An 11603-nucleotide genomic window follows, 5' to 3' on the forward strand; every position below is an offset into this window, starting at 1 on the left:
CCGGGATCAGCGGTTCGGCAAGCTCCCACAACTCATCCGGCACGAGACGCAACGCAAGATCCGACGACACGATCCCGCATTATTCCGCAGGACGTACGCGGCCCACATGAGACACGTTCTAAGGGCCCCGGCCGCTCCCTCGGTCCGGAGCGGCCGGCGAGCAGCTCGTCGCGGACGATCGCGGGGCCGCCGTCCGGCGCGGTCCCGACCATCGCGTCCGGACGATGTTTTCGCAGGTCACGAGAAATTGAATCCAGACGTGCGCCGCGTTCGCGCAGGCGCGGTGCGGCCCGGGTCGTTCGGTTCGTGCCACATCAGGGGCGGTTCGTCCGGCGCGCGCCCGCATTGCCGAACCGGCAGAGAATGATCACGGAAGGCGAGAAATGCGTCTGGGGGAAAATCGGGAGTCCGACGGCTCGGCGCACCCGCACGGGACGAGGCTGCCGAGCGAACCGGCCCGAGCGGCTGGGAGACTGCTGGCATGACTCTGGGAAGGATCGTGCTGACCGGCGCGGCGGGACGGGTTGGGAGCGCCGTGCGGGCGCCGCTGCGCGAGGCGGCGGGGACGCTGGTGCTGGCCGACCGGGCTCCGCTGGCCGCCGAGGCGCCGAACGAGGAGGTGCGCCGCACCGACCTGTCGGACGCGGCGGAGATCGTCGCGGGCGCGGACGCGGTCGTCCACCTCGCCGGGGTGCCGGACGAGGCGCCGTTCCCCGAACTGGTCGAGGGCAACATCCTGGGCACGCAGCGGATGCTGGAGGCGGCGCGGGTGACGGGCGTGCGGCGGGTCGTGCTGGCCAGCAGCAACCGGGTGACCGGCCTCTACCCGTCCACCGAGACGGTGTCGCCGGAGATGCCGCCGCGCCCGGACGGCCTGTACGGGGTCAGCAAGGTCGCGGTCGAGGCCCTCGCCCGGCTGTACGTCGACAAGTTCGGGCTGGACGTGGTGTGCCTGCGCATCGGCAGCCTCGACGCGCGCCCGGACGAGCCGCGCCACCTGGCGACGTGGCTCAGCCACCGCGACTGCGCGGGCTTCGTGCTGGCGGCGCTGACCGTCCCGTCGCCGGGGTTCCTGGCGGCGTACGCGGTGTCGGCGAACGCGCGCCGGTTCTGGGAGCTGGACGACCGCCTCGGGTACCGGCCGCAGGACGACGCCGCGGCCTACGGCGTCCCGGACACCTTCGTCGGGCCCGGCACCCCGCAGGGCGGCGACTTCGCCTCGCCCGAGTTCACGCTCCGGTACCTGGGGCCCGCGGCCGGAGGGACCACCGACGCGCGAGAGTGACATTCGGTTCACACGAGAAGCGACGGACCGTTATCCTGACCTCCGGGTTACCGGTTCCTGACGGAAAGTCGAAGGGGTCCATGCCAACGTCCACGTGGTTCCGCCTCAACGTCGCCAAGCGGGAACGGGTCCTCGAAGTGGCGATGCGCGAGTTCGGGGAGCACGGGTACTCGACCGGCAGCCTGAACACCATCGCCCGCGAGGCGGGCATCGCCAAGGGCTCGCTGTTCCAGTACTTCAGCGACAAGCTGGAGTTCTTCGCCTTCGTCTGCGACGAGGCGTCCCGCCGGATCCGCGAGGAGATGGAGCGGCGGATCGCGCGGGTCGACTTCGACCAGCCCTTCGACGAGTGGCTGTTCGACGTCCTGTGCGACTGGACCGAGTACATGGCCGACCACCCGCTGGAGCGCGCGGTCACCGCGGCGACGAACTTCGAGCTGGACAACAGCGTCCGGTCGGTCGTGCGCGACACCGCGAACCAGCACTACCTGCAGGTCATCCATCCGACGCTGGAGCTGTGGAAGGCGCAGGGCGGCATCCGCGAGGACGCCGACCTGGAGGTGCTCGCCACGATGATCCTGACGATGCTGCCGTTCCTGGCGCTGGCCCCCTACTACGACGGCCTCGACCCCATCCACGACCTGCGCGGCCGCTCGCCCGCCGAGCAGCGCCCGGTGATCCGGCAGCTCGTCGCGGGCTTCCGGCCGATGTTCGCCCCGGAGAAGCAGCCCTAGTCCTCCAGGTCCGCCACCAGGACGTCCATGTAGCGCGCCGCGTACCGGGCGGTGGTCGGGAGGTCGTCGGCGTCGGCGGCCGACAGCACCCGCGGGCGGACGATCCGGTGCGCGCGCCCGAGCCGCTCCACGCCGCCGCGCTCCTCGGCGAGCAGGTTGCGCACCCAGTCGGTGTCGGCCCCGTACGGCAGCCCGACGATGAGCCGGTCGCCGCTGCGGAACGCGGTGACGGGCGTGCGGTACTCGCGTCCGGACGTGCGGCCCTTGTGCACGATGACGGCGAGCGGCGGCAGGTAGGGCGCGTAGACGCCCTGCACCCGGTTCGTGACCGCCTTGTTGATCCGGCGCAGCCGCCGGGGCATCAGTGGTTTCGGCATGCCCCATGCCTAACACGTCCGGGACGCGCGCGCCCGCGGCACGCGCGTCCCGGACGGTCCGCGCTCAGCGGGTGAGGAGGTACTCCTCGGGCTTGGCCTTGCGGTTGCCGGCCCAGAACTCGAAGGTGTGGCCGGGCCACAGCGTCCGGTTGACGCCCTGGTCGTCGAGGTACCAGCTGTTGCAGCCGCCCTCGTTCCAGACGGCGCGGCGCAGCCGGCGCTGCATCCGGTCGTTGAAGCGGCGGGACGCCTCGGGCTTCGGCTCGATCGCGTCGGCGCCGGACTCCTGCAGCAGCCGCAGGCAGCTGAGCACCTGCTGGATCTGCACCTCGATCATGAACACGACCGAGTTGTGGCCGAGGCCGGTGTTCGGGCCGAGCAGCATGAAGAAGTTCGGCATGCCGGGGATCGTGGTGCCGCGGTGCGCCTCGATGCCGTCCGCCCAGATCTCCTGGAGCTTGACGCCGTCCCGGCCGGTGACGCGCAGCTCGTTGAGGGCGTCGACGACCTTGAAGCCGGTGCCGTAGATGATGCAGTCGACCTCGTACTCCTCGCCGTCCTGCGTGACGACGGAGTTCTCCCGCACCTCGGCGATCCCGGACGTCTCGACGTGCACATTCGGGCGGGTCAGGGCCGGGTAGTAGTCGTTGGACAGCAGGACGCGCTTGCAGCCGATGGTGTAGTCCGGCGTGACTTTGGCGCGCAGCTCCGGATCGGGGATCTGCTTGTCCAGGTGCCGGCGGGCGAGCTTCTCCTGCGGGAGCGACAGCCGCGGGTCGATGGTGAAGCCAACCGCGCGGGCCTCCAGCGCCCAGTAGATGCCGTTGCGGAACGCGCGGGCGACGCCGGGCACCTTGTCGAACGCGGTGCGCACGGGCTTGGGGAAGGTGAAGTCGGGCTTGGGCTGGATCCACGGCGGCGTCCGCTGGAACAGCACCAGGTCCCCGGCCTCCTTCGCGACCTGAGGGACGAACTGGATCGCCGACGCGCCCGTCCCGATGACGGCGACGCGCTTGCCGGCGAGGTCGTAGGAGTGGTCCCACTGGGCGGAGTGGAACGCGGCGCCCTGGAACCGCTCGATGCCCGGCAGGTCGGGGAACGAGGGGATGTGCAGGGCGCCGATGCCGGACACGATCGCCTTGGGGGTGAGGACCGTCCCGTCGGCGAGGGTGACGTTCCAGCGGCGGGCGTCGTCCTGGTACTCCATGCGGTCGACGGCGGCGCCGAACCGGATGTGCTCGCGGACGCGGTACTTGTCGGCGGTGCGCTCCATGTAGGCGCGGATCTCCGGCTGCGGCGCGAACATCCGCGACCAGCCGGGGTTGAGCTCGAAGGAGAAGGAGTACATGTGCGAGGGGACGTCGCAGGCGCACCCGGGATAGGTGTTGTCGTGCCACGTCCCGCCGAGGGCGTCGCTCTTCTCCAGGATCACGAAGTCATGGAAGCCGGACTGCTTCAGCCGGATCGCCATGCCCAGCCCGGCGAAGCCGGAGCCGATGATGACGATCGCCGGGGCACGCTCGCTCATTAGCCGTCCTCTCGCGGTAACCTACTCGGAGTAAGTTACTATGAGTAGATTACTGACGGTAGGTCCAACAGATAGGATTCTCCTGTGAGTGCCGCCACACCGCATCCCCCGCCGCGCCGCCGCCGGATGTCGCGCGCGGACCGCGAACGGCAGATGCTGGACGTGGCGGAGGAGGTGTTCGGCGAGCGCGGCTACCAGGGGACCTCGATGGACGAGATCGCCGAGCGCTGCGGCGTGTCCAAGCCGATGCTCTACGAGTACTTCGGCTCCAAGGACGGCCTGCTCGTCGCGTGCGTCGGCCGCTCCAAGGCCGAGCTGCTCGACGTCACGCAGAAGGCCATGGCCGGCGCCACCGCCCCCGAGGACATCCTGTGGCGCGGGATGGTCGCCTACTTCGGGTTCATCGACGCGCACAGCAAGTCGTTCGCGATGCTGCTGCGCGAGCCGGCCTCCGGGTCGCCGGAGACCGTCGAGGCGGTGGAGGCGACCCGCCGCCAGCAGAGCGAGCTGATCTCCGGGGTGCTCGCGACGTTCGCCCCGAACGCCGGCGAGCGGGCGATCGCCGCGTTCACCGAGATCATCATCGGCGCGTGCGAGCGGCTCGCCCAGTGGCGGACGTGGCATCCCGAGGTCAGCGTCGAGGACGCGGCGCGGCACATGACCGACTTCTGCTGGAAGGGCCTGAGCCCCTACCTGGACTGAGCACCTGCCTGGACTGGGCCGGGTCAAGGGCGCGACGCGCGCGGCAGCGCGTCGAGCGCGCCGATGAGCAGGTCGAGGCCGAACTCGAAGTCGGTCTCCGGGTCGTGGCTGGCCAGCTCCTGCGAGAGCGCGACCACGTGCGGGAACTCGGCGGCGTCCAGCCTCGCCCACGACTCGGCCGGCGTCTCGACGAGGTTGTCCAGCGTCTTCACCACGCCGGTCTCGCGCAGCTGCGCGCCCAGCGCGTAGGCCATCAGCGCCCGCATGATCCGCACCGAGGTCGGGCCGTCGAAGCCGGCGGCGTCGGCGAGGGCCAGCGCCCGCTCGGCCGGCCGCAGCCCCAGCTGGGTGTCGATCTTGTGGGTGAGGACGATCGTCATGCAGCGCGGGTAGTCGTGCGCGACCTTCCGGAAGGCGCGCACGAGGGCGCGCGCCCGGTCCTGCCAGGGCTCGTCCGGGTCGTCCTCCAGCTCCAGGCCCGCGATGACGTGCTCGGCGACGCCCTCCAGCAGCGCGCCCTTGTTCGGCACGTGGTTGTAGAGCGACATCACCGCCACGCCCAGCTCGCCGGCCACGCGGCGCATCGACAGCGCGTCCGGGCCCTCCCGCTCGATCAGCCCGACCGCCGCCTGCACGATCCGCGCCCTGGTCAGCACGGGGCGCGGCGCCGGCGTGGCGGACGTCACGTCGCCGTCCATCGGTCCCGCCCCTTCCCGCCGTTGACACCGTAAGTGCACCGTGACACGGTACGTACAACGTACGTAAGACGTACACCGTACATATCAGGGTACGTCTCGCGCCCTCGGGGAGGAACGCCCGTGTCGACCCATGACCTTTACACCGAGCCCGTCGCCGCGTCCACCTGGAACGTGCCGATGGCCGGCGACGCCCGGTTCACCTGGGAGTACGACGACGGCCGCGACCGGCTTCTCGCCCTGTACCAGAAGGGCAAGGACAAGCAGTGGGACTCGGTCAAGCGGATCGACTGGGACCTGGAGGTGGACCCGCACGACGTGCTCGGCGTCCCCGACCAGTCCCTGGCCATCTACGGCACCAAGTACTGGGACAAGCTGACCGCGAAGGAGCGCGGCGAGCTGCGCCGGCACTCCACGTCCTGGCAGTTCTCCCAGTTCGTGCACGGTGAGCAGGGCGCGATGGTCACCGCCGCGCGGATCGTGGAGTCGGTGCCCGACCTGGACGCCAAGTTCTACTCCGCCACCCAGGCCATGGACGAGGCCCGGCACGTCGAGGTCTTCACGAAGTTCCTGCACGAGAAGGTCGGGATGGTCTACCCGATCAACACCAAGCTGCAGGACCTGCTGAACGAGACCCTCAACGACTCGCGCTGGGACATGCCCTACCTCGGCATGCAGGTGCTCATCGAGGGCCTCGCGCTCGCCGCGTTCGGCGTCATCCGCGACATCACCACCAAGCCGCTGCCCAAGCAGATCCTCGCCTACGTCATGCAGGACGAGGCGCGCCACGTCGCGTTCGGCCGGCTCGCCCTGCGCGACTACTACAAGCAGCTGTCCGCGTCCGAGCTGAAGGAGCGCGAGGAGTTCGTCATCGAGGGCTGCTACCTGATGCGCGACCGCATCCGCGGCCGGGAGATCTGGACCAACTTCGGGATCGACCCCAAGGAGGTCGACGAGATGGTGGAGAACTCCCCGTACATGAAGATGTTCCAGAGCCTGCTGTTCAGCCGGATCGTCCCGTGCGTGAAGGACATCGGCCTGTGGAGCGAGCGCATCCAGCGGACCTACGACGACATGGGCGTGCTCGACATGTCCAAGGCCGACCTCGACGCGCTGATGAACCAGGACGAGGACATCGCCGACAAGCTCGACGCCGAGCGCTTCGCCGCCGAGGAGGCCGAGCGGAAGGCGGAGGTCGACGCCGTCATCGCCGACGCCGCGGCGGGCTGAGTACGGTTGGGGATCATTCCGCTCGGGACGTCTCGGAGGTCTGCATGCCACTCGCGCACTTCGACGGAGCGCTCGCCGTCGTCACCGGAGCCGGCAGCGGGCTCGGCCGCGCCACCGCGCTGGCCCTGGCCGAACGCGGCGCGACGGTGCTGGCCGCCGACATCGACCTGCCCTCCGCCGAGCGCACGCTGACGCTCGCCAAGACCCTCGGCCCGGGCGGCGCCGCCTACGAGGTGGACGTCGCCGACGCCGCCGCGATGGAGGCGTTCGCCGCCGAGGTGAAGCAGGCCCACCGTGTCCCCGACATCGTCGTCAACAACGCCGGCATCGCGGTCGTCGGGCCGTTCCTCGACCACGGCGTCGACGACTGGAACCGCATCCTCGGCGTCAACCTCTGGGGCGTCGTCCACGGGTCGCGGCTGTTCGGCAGGCAGATGGTCGAGCGCGTCAACGCGCTGCCGAACAAGCCCGACAAACCGAACTTCGGCGGGCACATCGTCAACATCGCGTCCGCCGCCGCGTTCGCGCCGACCCGCTCGCTGCCCGCCTACTCCACCACGAAGGCCGCGGTGCTGATGCTCAGCGAGTGCCTGCGCGCCGAGCTGGCCTCCTCGCGCATCGGCGTCACCGCCGTGTGCCCCGGCTTCGCCGGCACCAACATCGTCAGGAACGCCACGTTCGTCGGCGGCGACGCCGCGCACCGCGAGCGCGTGCGGGCCCGCGGGCAGAAGGCGATCAAGCTCCGCAACTACCCGCCGGAGAAGGTCGCCGAGCGGGTCGTCAACGCCATCATCAAGAACAAGCCCGTCGTCCCGGTGAACTTCGAGGGCCACCTGCTGCACGCCCTGTCCCGGATCTCCCCCGCGTCGACGCGCCTGCTCGCCAGAATCCCCGTGCAGTAGGGCCGGCCCGCCGTGCGAGGCACGGCCGCGCGCGGCCCTCCGGCCTCTCCGGAGAGGAGAAGGACCGATGCCCCCCGAACTGCTCGCCGACCGTCCGAAGAGCTGGACCGCGCGGATCCGCTGCAAGGACGGCGACCACACGCTGGAGCTGACCGACCGGGAGGTGGTCGCCGAGCGGCTGCTGCGCACGTCCCGCAAGCACTCCTTCGACCCGGACGTGGACGTCGACTGGGACGCCCCGCAGGACCCCGACGTCTGGTACCTCCCGCCGCAGCTGGTGTCGCTCTACGAGACGCCGCTGTGGGACGGCCTGACGCACCGGCAGCGGGTGGAGCTGACCAAGCGGGAGATGTGCAGCATCGCCTCCTTCGGCATCTGGTCGGAGATGCTGCTGATGCAGGCGCTCGTCCAGCACGCCTACCGGCGCCGCTACGACAGCGAGCACGTCGCGTACGCGCTGACGGAGATCGCCGACGAGTGCCGGCACTCGAAGATGTTCGGCCGGATGGTCCGCACCTGCGGGCTGCGCACGCACCGGCCGCGGGCGCTGGAGTACCACTTCGCCAAGCTGTTCGGCGCCGTGTACGACCCGATGCCGATGTTCGCGGGGACGCTGGTGGTGGAGGAGTTCACCGACGCGTTCCAGCGGCTGACGTTCCCCGACGAGAACGTGCAGCCGATGGTCCGGCAGGTCACCCGGATCCACGTCGTCGAGGAGGCGCGGCACATCAAGTACGCGCGCGAGGAGCTGAAGCGGCTCGTCGCGCACGCCTCCCCGGTGCGGCGGCGGGCGGCGGCGTACGCGCTGGCGCAGGGCACCCGGCTGATGGCCACGCAGGTGATCCACCCGTCCTGCTACGAGGCCGTCGGGCTGGACCCGAAGCTCGCCCGCCGGGTCGCGGCGCGCAGCGAGCACCGCCGGGACACGATGGCGTGGGCGTTCCGCAAGTGCACCGCGTTCTTCGACGAGGTCGGATTCCTGGACGGCCGGGCCCGCGACGTGTGGGTTCGTGCGGGGCTGCTGAAATCGTAACCGGTTCTACTCCGCGGCCATTCCGCGCGGTGTCGAAACGAATTCCAGCACAATGGCCGCCGCCGAATACCGCACGGTTTTACGGTGGTCCCGGAAACCGGAACGCGACGGGCCGCGGAGTGGGGTCCACTCCACGGCCCACTCGACGGGACGGGCTGCTGACCTGGAGATCACCTCACCCAGGACACTCCAACCGCTTGCACGGTCACGTCGTCGACCTCCTCCTCCCCATGCACCGCAAAGCACGCCGGCCGCCGGACACGAGTGGGAGCACGACCGGTGCACTTCCTCCCCTTTACCGGAAACACCTTAGAAGGTTCTGACAGAAAATAAGCCATGATCGGCCGATTCAGGTCAGAAATGCGTCAACGTGCTCAGCACTTCGCGGGCGACGCCCTCGGCCGTGCCGAGGCACGCCCCCTCCCGGGCGCCCTCGCGGCCCTTCGCCGCCTGCTCGCTGTAGCTCACCGTCACCAGCACGTTCCGCAGCCGCGCCGTCACCTCGCCGACGACCGTGGGCTGCCCGTCGTCGGCCTTGAACCACCGGAACGCCTCGTCGCCGATGCCCGCCCGCCGGCTCAGGCTGATCGTCCGGACGAGGGGCGCGTTGTGCGCCTGCGTCCAGGACGCCCGGTAGTCGCCCTCCGCGTCCCGCACCGGCGTCGGCGTCTTCGCGGGCGCGTGCAGGTTCACCTCGACGCGCAGCCAGCGGAACTTCGGCCCCCGCGCCGTGTAGGTGCACGTGGTGAACGTCGAGTTGGCGCTCTCGGCCCGCTTGGCGCCCGGGATCGTCCGGCGGACCGTGCCGTCCGACACCATCGCGCACGGCTTGGGCAGCGAGGCGATCGTCTGCTCCTGCATGGGCGTGGTGGACGGGCTGGCCGGCCCAGCCGTCCGGCCGGGCGACTCCGCCGGCGTGCTCGCGCCGGGCGGCGACGCCTTCGGACCCGCCTCCTCCTTGTCCTTGCCGTGCCCCGGCAGCAGCAGGAACACCCCCACCGCGGCACCGACGAACGCCACCAGCGCGACCAGCAGCGCCAGCAGCCGCGGCCGGCGCGACGGCGACGGCGGCTCCGGCGCCGAGTACACCCGGTGGAACGGCTCGCGCTGCAGCCCCACGCCCCGCTCCTCACTCCCCCGCGCGTCTTCGACCCGCCACTGGTCAACGTAGTCAGGGCCGCCGCGGCTGACCAGGGGTCCCGCCGGGGCCTATTGTCAGACCTCCTGGTCACAATGGGGAAATGCGGATAGCGGAGATCGCGCGGACGTCGGCGGCGGTGGCGGGCACGGCCGGCCGCAAGGCCAAGGTGGCGGCGCTCGCCGGATGCCTGCGCGCGGCCGAGCCCGGCGAGGCCGCGACCGTGGTCGCCTACCTGTCCGGGGAGCTGCCGCAGCGGCAGATCGGCGTCGGCTACGCCGCGCTGCGCGACGTCCCGCCGCCCGCCGCCGAACCGTCGCTGACCGTCCCCGAGGTCGACGCCGCGTTCACCGAGATCGGCGCCGTCTCGGGCGCCGGGTCGGTCGCGCGGCGCCGCGAGCTGCTCTCCGCGCTGCTCGGCCGCGCCACCCGCGACGAGCAGGGCTTCCTGATCCGGCTGCTGTCCGGCGAGCTGCGCCAGGGCGCCCTCGACGGGGTGATGGCCGAGGCCATCGCCTCAGCGGCCGAGGTGCCGTCCGCCGAAGTGCGGCGCGCGTTCATGCTGCGCGGCTCCCTCGGCCCCGTCGCCACCGCCGCGCTCGCCGACGGCGTCGACGGGCTGCGCGAGTTCACCCTGGAGGTCGGGCGCCCGGTCAAGCCGATGCTCGCCGCGTCCGCGCCGTCGGTCGAGGAGGCGTTCGCCAAGCTGAAGGCCGAGGCCGCCGTGGAGTGGAAGCTCGACGGCATCCGCGCCCAGATCCACATCCGCGACGGCGACGTGCGGGTGTTCACCCGCACCCTCGACGACATCACCGCGCGGCTCCCCGAGGTCGTCGCGGCCGTGCGCGACCTGCCCGTCCGCGAGGCCGTGTTCGACGGCGAGGTCATCGCGCTGCGCCCCGACGGCGCCCCGCACCCGTTCCAGATCACCGCCGCCCGCACCGCCACCCGCACCGCCAAGGACACCGAACCGGTCCCCCTCACGGTGTTCCTGTTCGACGTGATGCACCTCGACGGAGACGACCTGCTCGACGCGCCCGGCGCCGACCGCAACGCGGCACTCGTCCGGGCCGTCCCGGAAGACCTCCGGATCCCGCGGACCGTCACCGCCGACCCGGCCGCCGCCAAGGACTTCTTCGACGACGCCGTCGCCCGCGGCCACGAGGGCGTCCTCGTCAAGTCGCTCGACACCCCCTACACCGCGGGCCGCCGCGGCGCCGGCTGGATCAAGGTGAAGCCGCGGCACACCCTCGACCTCGTCGTCCTCGCCGTCGAATGGGGCCACGGCCGCCGCCAAGGCCTGCTGTCCAACCTGCACCTCGGCGCCCGCGACCCCGACACCGGCGGCTTCGTCATGCTGGGCAAGACGTTCAAGGGCCTCACCGACGAACTCCTCGCCTGGCAGACCGAGAAGCTGCGCGAACTCGCCGTCCGCGAGGACGGCTGGACGGTGCACGTCCGCCCCGAACTCGTCGTCGAGATCGCCTTCGACGGCGTCCAACGCAGCCCCCGCTACCCCGGCGGCATAGCCCTCCGCTTCGCCCGCGTCCTCCGCTACCGTCCAGACAAAACCGCCGCCGAAGCGGACACCATCGAAACCGTCCGCACAGTCGCGCCTGTTTATTAGCAGCGCCCTTGGCGTCAGGCCGCTAGACGGCCTTCCTTCGGCGGGCGCTGCGTGCGATCGCTGCATCGCTTCGACTCGGCCCTGGGGGCCTCGCTGCGCGATCAAGTTCTCGCTTCGCTTGAATCCGGCTTCGCTCGCGATCGCGACGGCTCAGGTTGTTGCGGGACTGAGGCGGTGGCCGGTGTGGGCTGGTGACCAGTGCGGTGGCTGGGGTTGTCGCCAGCGCTGGGGCGGTGGCTGGGTGGGAGTTGGTGTGGGGTGGTGGTTGGGAGTGTCGCTCTCGTTCGTCTCGGCCTGACGGTGCAGGGGGGTTAGCGGCGGGAGGTGGGGAGTTTGCGGCGGGGTGGGGGTG

Annotated in this window: 11 protein-coding genes; 7 read left to right on the forward strand and 4 right to left on the reverse strand. The window is 71.0% G+C overall.

Features of this window, described 5'->3' with window-relative positions; genetic code table 11:
* Positions 1-481: 481 nt before the first annotated feature.
* Together QP089_RS48540 and QP089_RS48545 are read left to right on the forward strand one after the other, a co-directional pair.
* Positions 482-1285, forward strand: coding sequence for an NAD-dependent epimerase/dehydratase family protein (locus tag QP089_RS48540; RefSeq protein WP_285921411.1), 804 nt, complete (start codon positions 482-484; stop codon positions 1283-1285).
* An 80-nt stretch (positions 1286-1365) separates the two neighbouring features.
* Complete coding sequence (locus tag QP089_RS48545; protein ID WP_285921412.1) at positions 1366-2019, forward strand: TetR/AcrR family transcriptional regulator; 654 nt, start codon at positions 1366-1368, stop codon at positions 2017-2019.
* Here QP089_RS48545 and QP089_RS48550 read toward each other — a convergent pair.
* Entirely contained in the window at positions 2016-2396 is a 381-nt protein-coding gene (locus tag QP089_RS48550) for a nitroreductase family deazaflavin-dependent oxidoreductase (RefSeq protein WP_285921413.1), read from the reverse strand. The two genes, QP089_RS48545 and QP089_RS48550, sit on opposite strands and share 4 nt — an antisense overlap.
* A 64-nt stretch (positions 2397-2460) precedes the next feature.
* Complete coding sequence (locus tag QP089_RS48555; protein WP_285921414.1) at positions 2461-3924, reverse strand: flavin-containing monooxygenase; 1464 nt, start codon at positions 3922-3924, stop codon at positions 2461-2463.
* Between the two features lie 84 nt (positions 3925-4008).
* On the opposite strand from QP089_RS48555, the gene QP089_RS48560 reads away from it, so the two are divergent.
* Positions 4009-4626, forward strand: a complete 618-nt coding sequence (locus tag QP089_RS48560; protein WP_285921415.1) for a TetR/AcrR family transcriptional regulator — start codon at positions 4009-4011, stop codon at positions 4624-4626.
* Positions 4627-4649: 23 nt separating this feature from the next.
* Here QP089_RS48560 and QP089_RS48565 read toward each other — a convergent pair whose 3' ends face one another.
* Positions 4650-5324, reverse strand: a complete 675-nt coding sequence (locus QP089_RS48565) for a TetR/AcrR family transcriptional regulator (RefSeq protein WP_285921416.1) — start codon at positions 5322-5324, stop codon at positions 4650-4652.
* Positions 5325-5444: 120 nt separating this feature from the next.
* On the opposite strand from QP089_RS48565, the gene QP089_RS48570 reads away from it, so the two are divergent.
* From QP089_RS48570 to QP089_RS48580, 3 genes are all read left to right on the forward strand, one after another.
* Entirely contained in the window at positions 5445-6551 is a 1107-nt protein-coding gene (locus QP089_RS48570; RefSeq protein WP_285921417.1) for a ferritin-like domain-containing protein, read from the forward strand.
* A 44-nt stretch (positions 6552-6595) separates the two neighbouring features.
* Positions 6596-7453, forward strand: coding sequence for an SDR family NAD(P)-dependent oxidoreductase (locus QP089_RS48575; RefSeq protein ID WP_285921418.1), 858 nt, complete (start codon positions 6596-6598; stop codon positions 7451-7453).
* A gap of 67 nt (positions 7454-7520) precedes the next feature.
* Complete coding sequence (locus QP089_RS48580; protein WP_285921419.1) at positions 7521-8486, forward strand: AurF N-oxygenase family protein; 966 nt, start codon at positions 7521-7523, stop codon at positions 8484-8486.
* A 354-nt stretch (positions 8487-8840) separates the two neighbouring features.
* Here QP089_RS48580 and QP089_RS48585 read toward each other — a convergent pair whose 3' ends face one another.
* Positions 8841-9605, reverse strand: a complete 765-nt coding sequence (locus QP089_RS48585; protein ID WP_285921420.1) for a hypothetical protein — start codon at positions 9603-9605, stop codon at positions 8841-8843.
* A gap of 122 nt (positions 9606-9727) precedes the next feature.
* Between QP089_RS48585 and QP089_RS48590 the strand changes: the two genes are divergently transcribed.
* Entirely contained in the window at positions 9728-11251 is a 1524-nt protein-coding gene (locus QP089_RS48590) for an ATP-dependent DNA ligase (RefSeq protein ID WP_285921421.1), read from the forward strand.
* Positions 11252-11603 lie beyond the last annotated feature (352 nt).

The sequence above is a fragment of the Actinomadura opuntiae genome (genome assembly GCF_030283205.1).
Lineage (GTDB): Bacteria > Actinomycetota > Actinomycetes > Streptosporangiales > Streptosporangiaceae > Spirillospora.

Coding starts and splice junctions, on each gene's coding strand:
- QP089_RS48540 (WP_285921411.1), top strand. CDS start 482: ATGACTCTGGGAAGGATCGTGCTGACCGGCGCGGCGGGACGGGTTGGG.
- QP089_RS48545 (WP_285921412.1), top strand. CDS start 1,366: ATGCCAACGTCCACGTGGTTCCGCCTCAACGTCGCCAAGCGGGAACGG.
- QP089_RS48550 (WP_285921413.1), bottom strand. CDS start 2,396: ATGCCGAAACCACTGATGCCCCGGCGGCTGCGCCGGATCAACAAGGCG.
- QP089_RS48555 (WP_285921414.1), bottom strand. CDS start 3,924: ATGAGCGAGCGTGCCCCGGCGATCGTCATCATCGGCTCCGGCTTCGCC.
- QP089_RS48565 (WP_285921416.1), bottom strand. CDS start 5,324: ATGGACGGCGACGTGACGTCCGCCACGCCGGCGCCGCGCCCCGTGCTG.
- QP089_RS48575 (WP_285921418.1), top strand. CDS start 6,596: ATGCCACTCGCGCACTTCGACGGAGCGCTCGCCGTCGTCACCGGAGCC.
- QP089_RS48580 (WP_285921419.1), top strand. CDS start 7,521: ATGCCCCCCGAACTGCTCGCCGACCGTCCGAAGAGCTGGACCGCGCGG.
- QP089_RS48590 (WP_285921421.1), top strand. CDS start 9,728: ATGCGGATAGCGGAGATCGCGCGGACGTCGGCGGCGGTGGCGGGCACG.